An 18,230-nucleotide genomic window follows, 5' to 3' on the forward strand; every position below is an offset into this window, starting at 1 on the left:
CCATCAGCCGTTTGTAAGAACATCGCAAGCCTCATGAAGATCATTGAGGCATCCGCGCCCGCGGTGTGACACAAGGAGAGCAGTGAGTGGCATGGCCGATGATCAGAGTGCGAGGGGTCCGATCTGGGCGCGGCCTCGCGTTTTCCACACGTTGACGTTCATTACGTTCGTGGTCCTGGTGATCGTGCAGGGCATGTGGTGGCGCGATCATGGGAAACCGTTGTCGTGGATACTGTTGCCCGCCACGCCGTTTCTGGCCTTCCTGCCCTCGGGGCTGATCGTCAAGGCGTTCCGGAAACGGTGGACCGCGCAGTGGGCCGAGCAACACGGGTTCAGCTATCAACGTAAAGCTGGCTGGGCGGTACCGGTATGGAACTTCCCGCCGTTCACGATCCGCCGGGCGCGGCGCATGCGGGTTCGGGACGCTATGCAAGGCAGCGTCGGCGCCTACCCGGCGAGCTTCTTCCATCTCACCTGGCTCAACAACAACAAAATCAACGTGAGCACCCATTACCGGAATGTTTTCGTCCTGGAACTTCCCACGGCACTGCCCCGGTTGACTATGGGCCCGAACTTCGACACCACCGCCGGCACTCAGGTGGAGTTCGAATCCGCCGACTTCAACGACAAATTCTCGGTGTACTCCTCGAATCCGGCTTTCGCGCATGCGGTTTTCACCCCACGCACCATCGACCGGCTGATCGACATCGGCCGACGCGAACCAGCGGTGCGGCTGACCAAATTCGAGATCACCGGGAATCGCTTGGTCGGCGTAACCACGCTCGGCAATCGTCCCTGGGAGATCGGCTCGGCCTTCGACGCGATGCAGGTAATCGCCGAAGGCATCCCGCGGTTCGTATGGTCCGACAGCACTACGACAGCGACCGCTCCGAAAAGGAATGTGGCATGAGCAGCACCGTATGCATCCTCTTAGCGCTGGCGATAACGCTGATCGTGATCCTCTGGTACTTCGCGGTGTACAACGATTTTGTGCGGTTGCGGAACCTGGTGGCCGAATCTTGGCAGCAGGTCGGCGTCGAACTGCAACGCCGCCACGACCTGGTGCCGAATCTGGTCGCAACGGTCGAGCAGGCAGCGGCCTTCGAACGCGGCAGTTTGACAGCGGTAGTCGAGGCACGCAATCGTGCACACGTCGCCGGAACTTCGACGTCGGCGCCCGGCCAGGGACACCGAGCTGCGGACGTCTCGGAGGTTGCGATTGCGGAAAACGCTCTCACCACGGCATTGGGCAGCTTGCAGGCACTCGCCGAGCAGTACCCCACCATGGGCACCGTACGAAACTACCGAGCGTTGCAAAGCGACCTGGCCGATATCGAAGACCGCATCGCCGCGGCGCGGCGGTTGTACAACGGCAATGTGCGGGCGTTGAATACAAAGATCGAATCCGTGCCCGCCGCCGCCATCGCTTCTTTCCACCATGTTTCGCCCGCCGAATACTTCGAGATCAGTGGCCCCGAAGCAGGGCAGGTAACCGACGTCCGCGGACTGTTCGGCGCCTCATGAACGCCGGCCTTGCTTCTGCTACTTGCCTTCACGTTCTATGCGTCGGGCGCGGTCGTAGTCGGTCTCACCTTTGACGTTCCAGGAGATCGGGTGTGCGCCGGGTCCGCAGTCCTGCGTGAACGTCTCGGTGGTGTTGCCCGCCATCCGGTGCGCGGGTTCGTACAACGTCCTCAGGTCACTGCACACAGTGAGGCCGACTGCGGTGCCCGCGCCGACATCGGTATTGGTGCAGGTGACTTCGAGGCGCGAGTCGACCGGCACCGGAACACAATTCACCTTGCCGGGCGGCGCGGCGTGCACCAGGGGCGCCGCGAGCATCGTTCCCGCTGCCGCGGCGACGGCAACCAATCCCGCGTGTACTGACCGACCGATTCGCACGGAGACCTCCAGCGGGCGTTGTCCGCCGAATGACGGTTTCTGCCTGGCCCGCGCCGTCATGGTGCCACCGCGAACCGGTCCGGACATGCCCCCAATCTCTGGGTTGCCGCACTCAGAGGTGGTGTCACATAACGTATTCCGTTCAATCGATAGATATCCTCGCCGTTGTCGGGTGCTCCCCGTTCGGTATCGAGTACTTCAAGGGCATTGCCCACGAGATCGTGACGATGCATGGCAGGATGCCCGATGCCATGGTGATTCCCAGTTCGCGTGGGGATCTGGCACACGGCATCTACCGAGGATTCACCGAGAGCGGACGGGGCATGCCCAGGCTGTATTTGGTCGAACCGTTTCCCCGGCTGCACGCGGTCCTCGAGCAGGGTGCCGACTTGCGAACAACCTTCGGTGGTGAGACCCAGCTACTCCCCTCGATCGCGGGAGACACCACCACACGTCAGTCAGTCGTGGCGGCCGCCGGTTCCGATGGCGGAGCGGTCGTCGTGTCCGGCCTGCGGATGCCACGGTCGTGGTGGCGGCCTCGCGTGGCTTCAAAGGGCTGTAGGGGTGAAACCAAATGCAGGGCAAGCCGTTTGACAGTTCATCGTCGCCGAGGGGCCCGGTCAGCAGCCCTGTCTGCTCGAGCTGCGTGCTCAGCTCGTTGACAGCGCTGAGCGTCGGGCGCCAGTCACCAGCGTCCATTATCAGACCTCGTTTTCCGTGGTTTCCGTATCCGCGCCAGCGACGCGCGAACACAGTCGATGATCGTAGTCACGGATCCGAAAGCGCAGGGCAGCAGAGGAATCCACCCTGGTGCGATGTCATGACGAGATGTGGCCGCATGCGGCCATCCGGTTGTGCCGGGTCGCGGCGTCGTGCTGTAGTCGAATAGGCCCGGCGGACGGTGGAGCGTCTGCCTGTAAGGCTGGCGTTACGGGTGGAAAGGCTGGGGGTGGGGATCGTTTCGATTGACAGCGAATCAGTGTCCGGACACGGTCGCGAGATTGGCGATCAGGGGAGGACGAATTGGTAATAAATGGAGCGCATGAGATGCCCGATAATATCGTCGTACCCGATCTTGCCGTGCCGGAGATGTTCACGCCGGAGTTCTTCCAGAATCCGTATCCCTTTTATGCCTGGCTGCGCGACAATGCGCCGGTCCACCCGATCACTATCCCGGGTGTGAATATCAGAGTGTGGTTGGTGAGCCGGTACGACGATGTCCGGGCAGGCTTCGCCGACCCGCGGCTGAGCAGCGACTACCGATCCGCGCTGCCCGAATTCCGCGCGGCTCGCCTCGCTTTCGGGGCGGGCACGGTCGGCGAGCGCACGATGGTCAACCTCGATCCGCCGGACCATACCCGCATCCGCGGCCTCGCCGCGGCTACCTTCACGGCGGCGCGGATCGCGCAGTGGGAGGCCACGATTCGCGCAACGGTCGATGAACTGCTCGACGCGCTGCCGGTCGGCGAACCCGTCGACGTGATGGCGCGGCTCGCCGCGCCGCTGTCGATCCGGGCGATCTGTGCGGTCCTCGGCGCGGAGCCGAATGACGAGGATGACCTGCGGCGGTGGGCCGACCTCGTGTTCACCGCCGATCCCACGGAATTGGCCAAGGTGCCCGAGGCTATTGACTGCCTACTGGGGTACGCCGACAAGTTGATCGCGCGCAAGCGGAACCGTCCTGGCGACGACCTGTTGTCCGCATTGATCACAGCGAGTGATGATTCCAATGAACTGAGCTCCGATGAGCTCGTCGGCACCGCCATGGGTTTGATGGTGGCCGGTTACCAAAGCACCATCCAGCTGATCGGCGACACACTGCTCGCGCTGCTCGACCACCCCGATCAACTGAGCGCGCTGCGCGAGGGCAAGCACACCGCGGCGGACGCGATCGAGGAAACACTTCGCTATGACGGTCCACAGGTCAGCTCGCTGTGGCGGTTCGCGACCGAGGACATGACGATCGCGGGCACCGCGATTCCGGCACACGAGGCGGTACTGCTGCTTGTCGCTTCGGCACATCGAGACGAGCGACAGTATCCGAATCCGGAATCCTTCGACCCCGGCCGAGCGGACAAGCGACACTTGGCCTTCGGGTACGGCATACACCGTTGCCTCGGCGCGGCTCTCGCCCGGCTGGAGAGCAGAGTCCTGCTCGAATCACTGCTGGCCCGCTATTCCCGGCTCGAGCTGGCCGTGCCGCGCGTGGAGGTCCGCTACAAGCCGTCCCTCGTGGTTCGCGGGCCCGGCGAATTGCCACTCGTGCTCCACCACTGAACTGACGCCGCAGTGCTGCCGAGCGCGGGCACCTGTTCGCTAGCGCATTCATTCCACCAGGAGGACTTCGTGATCATCGCTCTCGGCCTATATCAGGGCTTCACCGCACTGGACGCGATCGGGCCGTACCAGGTATTCACCACCGTGCCGGATGTCGAGGTGGTGCTGTGCGCCGCCGAAACGGGCCGGCTCGATGACGATCAAAACCTGCTTCACCTGCAGATCGACGCCACGTTCGCCGATGTGCCGCGTCCCGATATCCTCCTTGTCCCCGGCGGCCCGGCCTCGCTCGCACTCGCCAGGGACAACGCCCCAATCGTCGACTGGGTGCGCGAGGCCCACCCGCACACCAGGTGGACCACCTCGGTGTGCACCGGGTCGCTCATCCTCGCGGCCGCGGGCCTGCTCGAAGGGCTGCCCGCCGCCACGCACTGGTTCTTCCGCGACGAACTCGCCAAATACGGTGCGCAGCCGACCGAGCAACGTGTCGTCATGGGCGACCGAATCGCCACCGGCGCAGGCTCTGCCGCGGGCATCGATCTCGCGCTGACGCTGGTGGCGGAATTCGTGGCTCCCGAGCTCGCACAGGGCATCCAACTCGCGCTCGAATACGATCCGCAGCCCCCGTTCGACTCGGGCACCCCGAGCAAAGCGGCTGAACCGATCGTCGACGCCGTCTCGTTCATGATCGGCACACACGCAAATGAGTACGGTCGAACAGCTGCCGCCCGCACCAGGTAGGCGTGACAGGCCCGGCACCGCGCCGCTGACTCTCGAAGGTCCGCCGAAATGACCACCGCCGCAATCAGAATACCCACCGCGACAGCCGATTCCGCGTACAACCTAGCCAATAGCGTTGTTGCCGAGCATGTTCTGCGGATCGTATTCCGCCGCCGCCGTACCGCCGACCCCTCGGCGCCCTGCACCACTGATCCATGCCCGGAATGCTTTGCCCCGCATCTGGATACGGTCCGATGGTTCATCGCGGCGGGCAAGCCGATCCACTTCGTGATTCCGGCCTTCCCCGCCAAGTCGCGCAACCATCGCAAGACCCTCGGCAGGCTGCCCGATCTCGGCGAACGACTCGCACTGGATTCCATGCAAAGCTTCTGCGAGCAGATCTCGGCGGTGTACGCACCCGGCGCCGTGGTCACCATCTGCTCGGACGGGCATGTGTTCAGCGACGTGCTCGGCATTCCGGACGAGCACGTCGACGACTACGGCGCCGAACTGGTGCGGATCATCCGAACGAGCGGCGGTGGTGCGATCGGTCTCTACGGGCTGCGCGATGCCATGCCGGACCTGACCTGGGATGAGCGCAGGCGCGAGCTGCTGGATCGGCATGCCGATACCGTCGACGAGATTCGCGAGGCGGTCCGCACCCAGGTCGCCGCGCGCCGAATGTTCAACGGCATCCACCGCTTCATCACCGAGGATCACGCGGTGCTGCTGCCGGAACTCAGTGCGACGCAACGACGTAACCGCGCCAAACGGACCACCTACGAGGTGGTGCAGCGCAGCCAGGCGTGGAGCCACGTCGTCGAGCAGGCCTTCCCCGCCGCGGTACGGCTGTCCATCCACCCGCAGGCCAAGCACAGCAGGAAGATCGGCTTTCACCTGCTGCGCACCGCAGACAGCTGGCTCACCCCGTGGCACGGCGTCGTACTCGACGACGGCGTCCGGCACGTCCTGGTCAAGCGCGCCGAGGCGGAGGAATTGGGCGGACGGCTGGTGTGGCGCAACAGCAGGCCGAGTCATTTCGTCATCGGGGATCCCATCGATCCCGTTCGCGCCGAATCGGCGCCGGCCTTATCCGGAGGAGAGCCGTGACCAATCAACTGCAGCACGCCGTACTCGCGGGCACCGAGCTGTCGCCGTTCGGACGGCTCGTCACCGCCGACGCGGCCGGGCGCAGCCTGGCCGATGTGCCCGTCGATACCCTGCTGACGACCACCCTGCAGGCCAAAGTCCTTGTGCTGCGCGGATACCGCGCCCTCGACAAGGCCGATCTGGAGTCCTATTGCCGGGCCGCCGGTGAGCTGGCGGAGTGGGAGTTCGGCACGATCATGGACCTGGTGGTTCAGGACGATCCGAAGAACTACCTGTTCGACTCCGGCGACGTACCGTTTCACTGGGACGGCGCCTGGTCGGCGCGAGCGCCGCGCTATTTCCTGTTCCAGTGCATCCAGGGCTGTGAACCGGGTGCCGGCGGCGAGACGGTGTTCTGCGACTCCGCTCAGGTGTATCGCGAGGCACCCGACGATCTGCGCGCCCTATGGGCGCGCGCCATGGTCACCTACCGGACCGATCGACTCGCCCACTACGGCGGCACCATGACGCACCCACTGCTGGCTACCAGCCCGGTGACCGGCGAGACCACCATCCGCTATGCCGAACCGCTGGATCCGGCGATCTATCGAAATCCCTTGTTCCTCACCGTCGAAGGGCTCACCGCCGAGGAAGCCGTGCGGGTGATGGACGACCTGCGTGTCCGCCTGCACGACCCGCGCTACTGCTACCACCATGCCTGGGCGACCGGTGACATCGTCGTCGCCGAGAATCACGCGCTGTTGCACGGCCGCAACCGGTTCACCGGCCCGACCGCGCGGCATATGCAGCGGATCCAGATCATCTGACCCCGAATCCGGAAACCGAGTCCGCACACCAAGATTGGAACACTGCGGTGGTTGATCTCATGACGACAGCCAGGTCTGTACGGGCGTACGGACGGCTGGCCAACCTCTATTTTCTCGACTACAACCTCGCCTATCCGATGGTGGCGACGCTGCTGCCCGCCTCGGTCGCGCGCGGCACCACCACGTGGGTCGCCTTCGGCATCATGATCGCCGGATACTTCCTGGTGCACTGCGCGACCATCGCCTTCGACGACATCACCGGATTCCGCGACGGCAGCGACGCCACGAACTACCGCGACAATCCGAGCGCGCTGCGCCGTGCGCGCTGGAAGCCGTTGGTAACCGGGGAACTTCGACTTCCGGAGGCGCTGCGGTTCGCGTGGACCTGCCTGCTCACGGGTTTGACACTGCTGGTGATCGGCCTGCTCGTCGCGCCCTACCATCCACTGTGGCTGATCGCCCTCGCGGTCGTCGGCGCGTGCGTCTCCGTCCAGTACTCCTACGGTTTGCGGTTGAGCCACATCGGATTTCAGGAGCTGGTGCTCTTCCTGTTCACGCTGGAACTGGTCTTGATTCCCTATGCGGCGCTGACCGCCGCGGTGACCGCGCGCGCTGTCATCGAGGGCTCGCTGTTCGCTTTCTGGCTGATGATGGTGTCGTGGTACTCCAACCTTCGTGATTGCGATACCGACCGGGGCGTCGGGCGGATCAATATCGCGACGATGACCCGTGAGCGCACCTACATCGCCATACTCGGCGTGCTCGCCGTCGCCGATATTGTCGTGGTCCTCGCGCTGATCGCCTGGGGGGCACTGCCGCCGATTTTCGGGGCACTGCTGTGGCCGGTATTCGTCGCCCGGCTGTTCCAGTTCCACTTCGGCGCGACCAAACGCGATCCGCTGTTCGGGCGGTTGGTCGGTCGCCGCCTCGCCTGGGCGGGCGCGCTGCTGATGGCTATCGGCAATGTGCTGACCACCAGCTGAGCGGCGGCACCGAGGCCGCGGCCTCAGCCAGGTAACCGTTCGGCCGGATAGTCGCGCAGCTGGTGGTCGACGTCGCCGACCACCACCGGCCGGCCCACCAGATCGAACATCGCGATGTCGGAATGGTGATCACCGAAGGCCGCACACGCACCGAGGTCGACTCCCGTGCGTTCGGCGTAACCGCGCAGTGCGGCGGCTTTGTCCGTGCCGACCATGGTCGCGCGCACCGCACCGGTGTAGCGACCGTTGGCGACTACCAGTTCGGTGCACAGCGTCTCGTCGGCGCCGATGTGGTCGGCGATCGGACCTAGCGCCGCGTCGAATGACCCGGACACCAGGATGATTCGCGTGCCTGCGGCGGCAAGCTCGCGCAGCCTGCCGACCACCGAGGCATTGAAGAAGTCCGGGGTCCGCATGCGCTCGGTGAACCAGTCGCGGCCGATCCGTCGTATCTCCTCGACTTCGCGTCCGTGCCACAGCCGGTAGAACTCGCGGTGGGATTCGGCACGGCCGGCCCCCGCCGCACGCAGGGCCCGGAACTCGCGCAGCAGCGGCTCCGGATCCGCACCGCGGCAGCGCGCGTCGAAGGTGAACAGGGACAGAAAGCTGATGTCCCGGACCAGGGTGTTATCGACGTCGACAAAGGCGGCGGCCACCGCAGTCGGCGCGGCGGCGGCAGGGCGGCGGGCGGGGTGCACGGGCTTGATCGTCACGAGCGCATCCTCGCATCATTGCCCGGATAACGTGTGAATCCGTCTCTCCTGGAATAGTATTCGAGTTCATCGCGATGGGCGGGATGCCGCGTGCGTGCGCCCGACGGGGGGAGCGTCAGGTCTCGATGAGTGCGATTGGTGAGCACGGCACGCAGGTGCCGCCGGTAGGTGCGGGCAGTGGAAGGAATCCGATACGGTGGTATCGGCGGCGTCGGCCCTGCTCGTCGAAGTCGGCGAAACCGTGGGCTCGGATTCCTCGAATCCGTGGCCGCACTGGGGAGATCACCGAAGGCATCGCCGCCGTGGATGCCGATCATCGCTTGGTTCTGGAGGCGGGTGTGGGTGCGTAGTGACTCAGCCGCGCGAGTGAGACCTGGCCGCGGCAGGCCGAATTCGGCCCGCCGGAGGAATGAACACAGGAGGCAGTGAATGTTCGAAGTGCAACTTCCAGCGGGCGTAATCGAATACGAGGACACCGGCGGCGACGGACCGGTGCTGGTCTTCATTCACGGCCTGCTCATGGACGGTACGGGTTGGCGGCACGTGGTGGACAAGCTGCGCACCGAATACCGATGCATCGTCCCGACCTGGCCGCTCGGCGGACATCGCAAACCCATGAACGAGGACGGAGATGTGTCCTTCCTCGGTATGGCCAAGTTGGTCGGGGACTTCCTCGATGCGCTCGAGCTGCGGAATGTCACGCTGGTCCAAAACGATTGGGGCGGTGCACAGCTGCTGCTCGGCACGCGGGGCAGCGACCGCGTCGGCCGACTCGTGCTTACCTCGTGCGAGGCCTTCGACAACTATCCGCCCAAACCCGCGCGCCTCATCGTCGCCTCGGCGAAGGTGCCCGGCGGGTTGCGCACCGCGATGGCGTTGCTCAACACCCCGCTTGGGCGGCGTGGCCCCGCTACCTGGGGGTGGATGAGCAAGCGCCCGGTGCCGAAAGAGGTGATCGACAGCTGGTTCCGCCCGGCGACGGTCGATCGCCGTATTCGACGGGATCTGGCCAAATACCTGAACACCGTGCCGCCTCGCGCCACACTGCTCGAGATCGCGCAGCGTAATGCGGCCTTCACCGGGCCGGTGCTGATCGCCTGGGCGATCGAGGACAAGATGATGCCGATCGCACACGCCCGCCGCCTCGCCGAGCTCTATCCCGACGCCCGGCTGGTGGAGATCGAGGACAGCTACACCCTGCTGCCCGAAGACCAGCCGGAGCGGCTCACCGAGGTCATCGGCGAGTTCCTCGCTGCAACGGAGTCATGATGGAAGCGGTGTCAGCCCAGACGAATGAATCGGCGGCAGCGGGCGGCGAACGCCGGAAGCGGTTGCTGTTCATCGGAATTCTCGGATATCTGTTCGGCTACGGCGCACATTCGGTGGAACACTGCGTGAGCCTGATGAACGTGACGCCGGTGCCGACGATTATCGCGGGATCACTGGCCTGGGTGCTGTTCGTGCTGGTGGTCGTTGCGGTCCGCCGCGGCCATCGCCTCGCCGCCCAGGCCGAGGTGTTCCTCGGCGCCGTCACGCTGGCCGGGCTACTTGCCGTCCATCTGCTCCCGGACTGGGGGCCGTTCAGTATGCCGTGGGTGAACAGCAGCACAACGATCGTCATGTGGCTGTCGCTGGTAGCGGCGGCGATCGGGTTCGTCGTCACGATCATCGCGGGGTGGCAGGCCCGCACCGCCGTTCGATAGCTGGGAGATCGGCCACCCGCGAATCTCCCGACGTCGGTAGATCCGACGTCGGGAGATTCGCGGAGTTCTGTTCGGACGACCTCCGCCGTTCCAGCGGAACGCGGCTGCGGCGGCGAAGTCCCCCGAGTGGGCGAAGCCGGTTTGGGAACGACACCCAGGACTCGACTCCGGCAGCTCGGTTAGATGAGTCCCATGCGGGCCGCAAGGACGCCGGCCTCGAATCTGCTGCGCGCTCCGAGATGTCCCATGAGTTGTTGTGTCAAACGTCGGACCGTGCGTACCGATAAATTCATCCGACGAGCTGCGGCCTCGTCGGTGTGTCCCTCGCAAAGTAGTTGAATGAGCTCGAGCTCGCGTGCACTTGGCAGTGTTTCTCGAACTATCATGCAAACCCCTCACGACTAGCTCTGAATAGCCACCTGTCTGTCCGTCGATGGTGGCTGGCAGACCCCCGGTTAATTCGTGCTGCCAATCCGATGTTATTGGCGATTCCGGGCGTTGGCAACCCGAAATGGAGCAAACCTGCAGCTCTGGAGGTGAAGCCGTCATTCGACCGGCTGAGCCGAATGCGGGCAATCCACTGGTAACCCTTATCGCGCTTGCCACCAATCTTGGGGGGTCTGCGGTTTACAATTCTATAGTTTTCGCAGTGTATAATTGCAGCGCCTATCCGCAGGCGTGCCCCATGAAATAGGGGATGCCGATTCTTGCCTCTTGGTGCATGTTGTCAAGCCTTGCTGCCTCGTTGGCAGCATGCGGCCATACGGTTGCGCCCGCTGCCGCGGTCATGTTGTAGTCGAATAGAACGTCGGCGCGAATTGTTTATCGAACGGCTGACGTCTCAATCGCCCAGTGGCCGCTGGGTGCATTGTTTAATCCGATCATAAGCACCACATTAAGGGGCGGCAGTCAATGATTGAGCTCGAAGAACTCGTCATTCTTATTCGCAAGCAGCTGCGTGGCCGTCAGGATGTAATTTCGCTGACCGAGGATACCGTGATCGCCGATATCGGTTTATCCAGCTTGCAGTTCGCCGACATCGTCTTCACGCTGGAGGAGGAGTACGAGGTCGAGTTCGACCCGGCGAAGGCTGCCAGCGCCAAGACGGTCGGTGACGTGCTTGCGGTTGCTAATTCCGCGATCTCCGCAAGTTTGTAAAAGCAAAGGATCGAGATGGACGGCCGTCGTCACCAAGTATTCATTCTTCTGATATCGATTGTGCCCTTGCTCGGTGTTTTCGCGGCGATGATCTTGCTGTGGAACAGCTACTTCCAGCTGTCGGACCTTGTGGCGTTCGTCGCGATGTATATCGTTGCCGGACTGGGTGTTTCGACGGGCTACCACCGGCTGTTCGCGCATCGCGCCTTCAAGACGAGCAGGCCGGTACGAATCTTCTTCGCCGTCGCCGGTTCGATCGGGTCGCAAGGCCCGGCGCTGATCTGGACGGCCCATCATCGTCGTCATCACCGGGTAGCCGACAAGGCCGGTGATCCGCACAGTCCTTATCTCGACCTGGAGCCGGGGGCCAAGGCCGGCCTCAAGGGCTTGTGGCACGCTCATCTCGGCTGGTTGTTCGACAAGGAGCTGACCTCGGACCCGGTGCGATATTGTCCGGACCTGGCCCGGGACAAGGACATTCGATGGGCCTCCAACAACTTCGCCTGGCTCGTCCTGCTCGGCATCGTCCTGCCGGGTTTCATCGGCCTTGCTGTCGGGCAGACACCGGCGTCGTTCGTCACCGGCATGCTCTGGGGTGGGTTGGTCCGGATCTTCGTCGGCAACCACGCGACGTATGCGGTGAACTCGATCGGTCATGTCTTCGGGTCCCGCCGCTTCTCGACACCCGATGAATCGCGCAATAACGGCTGGCTCGCCATCCTGTCCTTCGGGGAGAGCTGGCACAACAACCATCACGCGTTCCCCCGCTCGGCGCGGCACGGATTGCGCTGGTACGAACTGGATATCAGCGCGATCGTGATCAAAGTGCTCGAAAAGCTCCACTTGGTGCATGACGTCATTCGAATCGACCGAGCGCGGCAGAGTCAGCGTCAAGCCGTGTGGGCACCGACCGGCGGCGGCCGGTTCGCGCGATCGACGCCTGCCAAGCCGCTCGCGGAATCGGCTCCGACCACCATGGGAATCGTCGATGTGGAGTAGCGACACCAGCGCGAACGGCCTGTGGCAAGGACTGCTCGGGCAGTCTCGTCCCCGCACTCATTCGCTGATGGCCTGGGAGAACGAACGATACGTGCGCACACCGTGGGCAGAGGTCGCCCAGCGCGCGCGGCACATGACCGCCGGTCTGCGCCGGCGTGGTGTCGCGCCAGGGACCCGCGTCGCTTCGGTGCTGACCAATAATTCCGACGTGGTGTCGGGGGTACTCGGCATCTGGCTTGCCGGTGGCGCTTTGGCTTCGTTGCCGGTTCCGTCACGGGGAATGGGGTCCGAGGAGTATCTCGCGTCCCTCGGGGGCATGTGCGAACAGCTCGATCCCCAGCTGGTGGTCCTGGACGCGGGGCTGCTCACCACCTTGCCCGATTGGTTTCTGGCCAGACATCAGATATGCAGTTGGCAGGATCTGATCGGCTCGGGCGTGGTGGACGAGTGCCCGCCCGGCGATGCGGACGTCGCCTTTATCCAGTATTCGTCGGGCAGTACCGGAGTGCCCAAGGGCTGCGTCCTGACTGCCGGGGCGATCGCTCGGCACATCGACATGTTGCTGTCGTGGATCGGTGTCCGCTTCGGCGGCGACGTGGTGTCGTCGTGGTTGCCCCTGTCGCATGACATGGGGATGTTCGGAACATTGCTGTCCTCGTGGCAGAGCGACAATGACCTGTACTTGTCGACGCCCGAGCGGTTCTCGATGTCACCGCGCACCTGGTTCGGCGACATCGCGGAATACGGCGGCACCATCACCGCCGGTACCAACACGGGTGTTTACCTGTCCGCCAGAGGATTTCGGCGCGGCGCACGGCCTCGCGCGGCCATCGATATGCGCACGTGCATTATCGGAGCCGAGCGAATCGAATGGCAGACATTGGAATTCGCGACAGAAGTGCTGGGCGAGTTCGGGCTGACGCCCCGCATGTTCATGCCTGCCTACGGAATGGCCGAGGCCACCCTCGCGGTCACCGCCGCCCGACCGGACGAAACTCCGCGACGGATGACGGTGGACGCGGTCGAGCTGGCCAGGGGCGAACTGCGGCTGGTCGACGGCGATCACGAGTCGGCGACCAGTATTGTCAGCGCTGGCCGTCCGCTGCACGGCGTCAGTGTCGGGGTGAGTGGGGCGGACCAGATCGGTCGAATCCGCATCCAGTCCCCGAGTCTCGGGTCGGGGTACTGGAATTCTCCCGAGCTGACCGACGCCCACTTCCGCGACGGTGAATTGCTCACCAATGACCTCGGCTTCGTGGTCGAGGACAACCTCTATCTGGTCGGTCGTAGCGACGACATGATCAATGTCGCGGGGCGAAAGGTCTACGCGCGGGGCGTCGAGGAGGCGATCGAGCAGGTCGAGGGAGTCCGACGTGGCTGCTCGACCCTGGTGGAACGGACGATCGGCGATCGTGCCACGCTGACACTGCTGCTGGAATTGGACTCCGGCACCAACGGCCATCGCCAGATCGCGGATCAGGCCGCCTCGGCCGCGATGGCGAAAGCCGCTGTCGCGGTGGATGAATGCATGTTCCTTGCGCGTGGCGCGCTGCCCAAGACGCCGAGCGGCAAGATCCAGCGCTATCGGTGCCGTCAACTGTTGGAGGGCGGCGAGCTCGACCCGTGGGCGGTCGTCAGCATGTCGGAAGGCGGGTTGTGACTATGTCCGGACAACGAAGAACAGTGCTTCTCACTGGTGCGTCCGGGGTTGTCGGTCGCGCGATCGCGGCGGAGTTGCGGGAACACCGGGTGATCGGCCTCGCGCACTCGGACCCGACCGCAGGCAGCTCGGAAGAGGTTGTGCTCGGCGACGTCTCGCGCCCACGGTTCGGCCTCGACGCCGAAAGCTGGGCTGCCCTTGCCAAGACGGTCGACGTCATCGTGCACTCGGCGGCGCTCACCGAATGGGGACAGCCCGACGAGCGCTACCAGCGGATCAATATCGATGGCACCGCTCATGTCGCCGAGCTCGCGCAGGCCGCCGATGCGCCGGTGCACTACGTCGGTACCTGTTTCGTCCGGGCGATCGAACTCGGCCGGGTGAGCGAGCTTTCGGACGGCAACGTCGTTCGCCCCTACATCGCGTCGAAGCTGCGCGCCGAACAGGTACTGGCGGATAGCGGTGTTCGGTATTCGGTGTACCGCCCGACCAACCTGGTGGGGGACTCGCGAACCGGGGCCAGCTTCCGCCCGCAGATCGTGCAGATGATGTCGCAATGGATCTGCCGGGGGAAAGCGCCGTTCTTCCCGCTGCACGCGGGTAACCCGATCGATTTGCTGGCCCTGGACACGACAGCGATGGCGATCGCTCGTGCGGTCGAGGCAGATGACCTCGGACGAATCTACTGGTTGACCAGCGGGCAGGACGCGCTGAAGGTCGACGATGCACTGAACGTCGTGCTGGCCCACGCGAGTTCGCGCGGCAAACCCATTTCCGCGCCGCCGGTGCTCGACCCCGATGCCATCGATGCCATTGCCTGGGGCCAGGTTTCGGCGACATCGAGGGCGTTCATCAAGGTGCTGATCGATGTCAGTGAGGTCACGCGTGCAAGCGGTGGTGTGCTTCCCAGCTCATTGCCCGAGCTGACCAGCCGCTACGGACTGCCGGCGGTGTCGGTGGCTGAGGCGTATCGGAAGAGCTTGGAGTTTTGGGCCGGAGAGCGTGCGTCGTCGCACCGGACAACCGAGGAGTTGGTGTGAGTTCCAAACCTATCGGCTGGGTGCCGCCGGATCTGCGCGGCACAGTTGCTCTGGTTACCGGCGCGAGTCGGGGAGTCGGGCGTGGCGTCGCACTCGCCCTGGGCGAGGCCGGCGCAACGGTATACGTGACAGGTCGCAGTCGCGCCGGAAGTGTGACCGAAGATCTGCCGGGGACGGTGGCCGAGACCGCAACCGAGGTTTCCCAACGCGGTGGCCGCGGCATCGCGCTCGTCTGTGATCATTTCGATGACGACGAGACCGCGGACGTTTTCCGGTACATCGAGAAAGAGCAAGGGCGCCTTGATGTCCTGGTGAACAACGCCTGGGCGGGCTATGAACGCGGCGAGGACGCGAAGTTCGACGCGCCGTTCTGGCAGCAGCCGATGTGGCGGTGGGATCTGTTCGAGAAGTCGCTGCGCGGTCAGTACTACGCGGCCCGGTTGGCCGTCCCGCTCATGCAGGCCGCAGGCACGGGGTTGATCGCCAACATGTCGTTTACCAATGGCGATACCTACCTCGGCCAGGTCGCCTATGACATCTCGAAGACGAGCTCGGACCGGATGGTCGTCGGCATGGCCTACGACCTGCGAAAGACCTCGATCACCTCGGTGTCACTGCACCCCGGCCTGGTTCGGACCGAACGGGTCGATGCGGCCTGGCAAGCGCTGGGTGCAGGCCCCGCGGCCGTGGCGCATTCCCCGGAATACGTGGGCCGGGCGGTGGCGTCGTTGCTGTCGGATCCGGATCGGCACCGCTGGGCGGGCCAGAAGCTCGCGGTCGGTGATCTGGCGCAGGCCTATGCCTTCGATGATGTCGACGGCAGGCGACCTGGTGCTTTCACGCTCGAAGGCAGGATGACCTTGGCGACGCGCATGCAGCGGCTGAACGGCATTGTCGCGTCGACGCGGGCGGAGGCGACCGTTGACTGAATACGACGGCGCTTCGGCCACCGCGATCCAGCTCCACTACGACCTCAGCAACGATTTCTACGCTCTCTGGCTCGACAAGCACCAGATCTACTCGTGCGCAATGTGGTCTGAGCAGGACACGCTGGAACAGGCTCAGCTGGCGAAGCTCGACTACCTGATCGCAGGCGCTCGGGCGTCGGGTGTCAAGCGGGTGCTCGATGTCGGATGCGGGTGGGGTGCGCTGCTGCATCGGCTGGTCGATGTCTACGGTTCTGAACAGGCGGTCGGCCTCACGCTCAGTCAGGCGCAGTACGAACATATTTCGGCGGGATCGGAGCCTGCGGTCGAAGCTCGGCTGGAGAACTGGATCGAGCACCAGCCGGACGAGCCGTACGACGCCATCATCTCGATCGGCGCCTTCGAGCACTTCGCCGAGTACGGGATGCCGCGGGCCGAACGTATTGCGGCGTACCAGAAGTTCTTCGCCAGGTGCCACGAATGGCTGCCGGCGGGCGGCCGCCTGGCACTCCAGACAATCGTCAAGGGCAGCAATACGAAGATGTCGCGCCAGACGGTGCGTGACCTGCTTTTCATCATCGACCGGATCTTCACCGAATCGGAATTGCCCTGGCCCTCGGAGATCTTCGAGGCTTCGGAACGACTGTTCGATGTCATCACGGTAACCAACGATGCCGATGACTATGCCCGCACCTGCGCTGCCTGGCGCGAGCGTCTGGACGCGCGCACCACCGAGGCGCGGGCACTGGTCGGCGACGACGCGGTCGCCGACTACCAGCGCTACCTGACCGCGTCGAGCAAGGCCTTTACGGACCGCCACATCGGTTTGGCGCGAATCATTTTCGAGAAAAGGTAACGGAGTCCCGGTGGTTGCTTCAGTTCCGACCCGAGCGGCCGTTGGCGAGCGGGGAATTACCTACGGTGTCTTCTGGCGCGAGACCGAGGAAGTTTCCTACGGTCCGTCGCTGTCCGGCGAGCACGCTGCCGACGTCTGCATTATCGGCGGTGGCTACACCGGGCTGTGGACGGCCCACTATCTGAAGAAGGCGGAACCCGGACTCCGGATCATCGTCCTGGAGTCCGACTACGCGGGTTCGGGAGCCTCCGGTCATGGTGACGGGTTCATGACACCGACGATCGGGCACAATCTGACGAGTTTGCTCAAGGCATACGGGTCTGATCGCGCGAAGCTCGCCTACACGGTGGTGGGGAAGTCGATCCTCGAGGTGCAGCGGTTCGCGGCCAAGCACGGGATCGATGCCCAGATCGAGCCGACCGGGTATCTCAACGTCGCGACGAACGCGCGACAACTGCGAATGTTGGAACGTGACCTGGACCTGATCGATCGTTTGGGCGCCAGCTCGTTGCCCGAGCTGCTGGACGCGCGAGGAATTCGGGCTCGCGTCGACAGTCCCGCGTTGCTCGGTGGTTTCGAAGTCGGTGGGGCCATGGTGAATCCGCATCGCCTGGTGCGCGGCCTGAGCCGGGTCGTGCGGGCCCAAGCGGTCGAGATCTTCGAGCGGTCGCCGGCGGTCAGCGTGGCGAAGGGGCCCTCCGGCTTTCGCGTTCGAACCCCGCTCGGCGCGGTATCGGCCGGCCGTGTCGTTTACGCGACCAATGCCTACCAGCACCAGTTCCCCGAATTGCAAGCGATGGTGCGGCCCATGTGGAGCTACGCCATCGTGACCGAGCCGTTGACGCCGAAGCAGCTGGCGAGCCTGCGTTGGCCAGGTCGTGAGGGCTTTGTGGAAGCCCGCAATCTGATCGCCTTCGCGCGACTCACCGCACAGAACCGGCTGCTGGTCGGTGGCGGTCCGGTTCCGTATCACTACGGCCGCGACATGGCGGACGCGCATATGCGCGCTCGCCGTCCGCAGCGCTACCTGACCGGGTTGCTCGGTAAGTACTTCCCGATGCTGCGTGAGCTGCGGGTCACCCACGCGTACGGCGGATGTATCGACATGACCCCGGACCTGGTGCCGCACGTGGGTCGTCTTCGCAACGGGGCGTTGTACGCGCACGGCTACTGCGGCAACGGGGTTGCCTTCACCAACACGGTCGGGAAGGTGATGCGAGATCTGGTTCTCGATCGCGAGACCACCTACACAGACCTGATGTTCGTTGGGCCGCAACAACGTTTGTATCCCGCTGAGCCGGTCGCTTGGCTGAAGGCCAGGATGCACGACGTGGAAATGCGGGTCCAGGACCGCTTGCCTGCCCTCCCATAGCACTT

General features: G+C 64.4%; 20 protein-coding genes. 17 read left to right on the plus strand and 3 right to left on the minus strand.

Annotated elements, in window-relative coordinates; all coding sequences use genetic code 11:
• Window positions 1–91: 91 nt before the first annotated feature.
• Together ACIA8C_RS04805 and ACIA8C_RS04810 are read left to right on the plus strand one after the other, a co-directional pair.
• On the plus strand, window positions 92–910 hold the full coding sequence (locus ACIA8C_RS04805; protein ID WP_397130897.1) for a DUF3137 domain-containing protein: 819 nt from the start codon (window positions 92–94) through the stop codon (window positions 908–910).
• A complete protein-coding gene (locus ACIA8C_RS04810; protein WP_397130898.1) occupies window positions 907–1,524 on the plus strand; it encodes a LemA family protein in 618 nt (205 codons plus the stop codon). Before ACIA8C_RS04805 ends, ACIA8C_RS04810 begins: the two co-directional genes overlap by 4 nt.
• Window positions 1,525–1,542: 18 nt before the next feature.
• On the opposite strand, the gene ACIA8C_RS04815 is transcribed toward ACIA8C_RS04810, so the two are convergent.
• Complete coding sequence (locus ACIA8C_RS04815) at window positions 1,543–1,989, minus strand: hypothetical protein (RefSeq protein ID WP_397131841.1); 447 nt, start codon at window positions 1,987–1,989, stop codon at window positions 1,543–1,545.
• On the opposite strand from ACIA8C_RS04815, the gene ACIA8C_RS04820 reads away from it, so the two are divergent.
• The 6 genes from ACIA8C_RS04820 (at window position 1,932) to ACIA8C_RS04845 (ending at window position 7,798) form a co-directional block, all read left to right on the plus strand.
• A complete protein-coding gene (locus ACIA8C_RS04820) occupies window positions 1,932–2,564 on the plus strand; it encodes a pyridoxal-phosphate dependent enzyme (RefSeq protein WP_397130899.1) in 633 nt (210 codons plus the stop codon). The two genes, ACIA8C_RS04815 and ACIA8C_RS04820, sit on opposite strands and share 58 nt — an antisense overlap.
• A 385-nt stretch (window positions 2,565–2,949) precedes the next feature.
• Window positions 2,950–4,179: a cytochrome P450 gene (locus ACIA8C_RS04825; RefSeq protein WP_397130901.1), complete on the plus strand. Its 1,230-nt coding sequence runs from the start codon at window positions 2,950–2,952 to the stop codon at window positions 4,177–4,179.
• Between the two features lie 69 nt (window positions 4,180–4,248).
• Complete coding sequence (locus ACIA8C_RS04830) at window positions 4,249–4,920, plus strand: DJ-1/PfpI family protein (protein ID WP_397130903.1); 672 nt, start codon at window positions 4,249–4,251, stop codon at window positions 4,918–4,920.
• 48 nt (window positions 4,921–4,968) lie between these two features.
• Window positions 4,969–6,009 carry an L-tyrosine/L-tryptophan isonitrile synthase family protein gene (locus ACIA8C_RS04835; RefSeq protein ID WP_397130905.1) on the plus strand — a complete coding sequence of 347 codons (1,041 nt, stop codon included), beginning with the start codon at window positions 4,969–4,971 and terminating at the stop codon, window positions 6,007–6,009.
• Window positions 6,006–6,815, plus strand: coding sequence for a TauD/TfdA dioxygenase family protein (locus ACIA8C_RS04840; protein WP_397130907.1), 810 nt, complete (start codon window positions 6,006–6,008; stop codon window positions 6,813–6,815). Before ACIA8C_RS04835 ends, ACIA8C_RS04840 begins: the two co-directional genes overlap by 4 nt.
• Window positions 6,816–6,874: 59 nt before the next feature.
• A complete protein-coding gene (locus tag ACIA8C_RS04845; protein ID WP_397130909.1) occupies window positions 6,875–7,798 on the plus strand; it encodes a UbiA family prenyltransferase in 924 nt (307 codons plus the stop codon).
• A 23-nt stretch (window positions 7,799–7,821) separates the two neighbouring features.
• Here ACIA8C_RS04845 and ACIA8C_RS04850 read toward each other — a convergent pair whose 3' ends face one another.
• Window positions 7,822–8,511, minus strand: a complete 690-nt coding sequence (locus tag ACIA8C_RS04850) for an HAD family hydrolase (protein ID WP_397130911.1) — start codon at window positions 8,509–8,511, stop codon at window positions 7,822–7,824.
• A 429-nt stretch (window positions 8,512–8,940) separates the two neighbouring features.
• Here ACIA8C_RS04850 and ACIA8C_RS04855 point away from each other — a divergent pair, with 429 nt between their 5' ends.
• Window positions 8,941–9,780, plus strand: coding sequence for an alpha/beta fold hydrolase (locus ACIA8C_RS04855; RefSeq protein ID WP_397130913.1), 840 nt, complete (start codon window positions 8,941–8,943; stop codon window positions 9,778–9,780).
• A gap of 8 nt (window positions 9,781–9,788) precedes the next feature.
• Window positions 9,789–10,214 (plus strand): hypothetical protein, encoded by a 426-nt coding sequence (locus tag ACIA8C_RS04860; protein ID WP_397130915.1) that lies wholly within the window; start codon window positions 9,789–9,791, stop codon window positions 10,212–10,214.
• A gap of 179 nt (window positions 10,215–10,393) precedes the next feature.
• Here the strand turns inward: ACIA8C_RS04860 and ACIA8C_RS04865 are convergent, their stop codons facing one another.
• Window positions 10,394–10,600, minus strand: a complete 207-nt coding sequence (locus ACIA8C_RS04865) for a response regulator transcription factor (RefSeq protein WP_397130917.1) — start codon at window positions 10,598–10,600, stop codon at window positions 10,394–10,396.
• 526 nt (window positions 10,601–11,126) lie between these two features.
• Between ACIA8C_RS04865 and ACIA8C_RS04870 the strand changes: the two genes are divergently transcribed.
• Genes ACIA8C_RS04870 through ACIA8C_RS04900 form a run of 7 tightly spaced genes read left to right on the plus strand, consistent with a single transcriptional unit; the run spans window position 11,127 to window position 18,225 of the window.
• Window positions 11,127–11,372, plus strand: coding sequence for an acyl carrier protein (locus tag ACIA8C_RS04870; protein WP_397130919.1), 246 nt, complete (start codon window positions 11,127–11,129; stop codon window positions 11,370–11,372).
• 60 nt (window positions 11,373–11,432) lie between these two features.
• Window positions 11,433–12,371: an acyl-CoA desaturase gene (locus ACIA8C_RS04875; RefSeq protein ID WP_397130921.1), complete on the plus strand. Its 939-nt coding sequence runs from the start codon at window positions 11,433–11,435 to the stop codon at window positions 12,369–12,371.
• Window positions 12,361–14,031: an AMP-binding protein gene (locus ACIA8C_RS04880; RefSeq protein ID WP_397130923.1), complete on the plus strand. Its 1,671-nt coding sequence runs from the start codon at window positions 12,361–12,363 to the stop codon at window positions 14,029–14,031. Before ACIA8C_RS04875 ends, ACIA8C_RS04880 begins: the two co-directional genes overlap by 11 nt.
• Window positions 14,032–14,054: 23 nt before the next feature.
• Window positions 14,055–15,071 (plus strand): SDR family oxidoreductase, encoded by a 1,017-nt coding sequence (locus ACIA8C_RS04885; RefSeq protein WP_397130925.1) that lies wholly within the window; start codon window positions 14,055–14,057, stop codon window positions 15,069–15,071.
• On the plus strand, window positions 15,068–16,000 hold the full coding sequence (locus ACIA8C_RS04890; protein WP_397130927.1) for an SDR family NAD(P)-dependent oxidoreductase: 933 nt from the start codon (window positions 15,068–15,070) through the stop codon (window positions 15,998–16,000). Before ACIA8C_RS04885 ends, ACIA8C_RS04890 begins: the two co-directional genes overlap by 4 nt.
• Window positions 15,993–16,853 (plus strand): class I SAM-dependent methyltransferase, encoded by an 861-nt coding sequence (locus ACIA8C_RS04895; protein ID WP_397130929.1) that lies wholly within the window; start codon window positions 15,993–15,995, stop codon window positions 16,851–16,853. The genes ACIA8C_RS04890 and ACIA8C_RS04895 overlap by 8 nt, the downstream gene beginning before the upstream one ends.
• Window positions 16,854–16,863: 10 nt before the next feature.
• Window positions 16,864–18,225, plus strand: a complete 1,362-nt coding sequence (locus ACIA8C_RS04900; RefSeq protein ID WP_397130931.1) for an NAD(P)/FAD-dependent oxidoreductase — start codon at window positions 16,864–16,866, stop codon at window positions 18,223–18,225.
• Window positions 18,226–18,230: the final 5 nt, after the last annotated feature.

This window comes from Nocardia sp. NPDC051321 (assembly GCF_044455225.1).
GTDB lineage: Bacteria > Actinomycetota > Actinomycetes > Mycobacteriales > Mycobacteriaceae > Nocardia.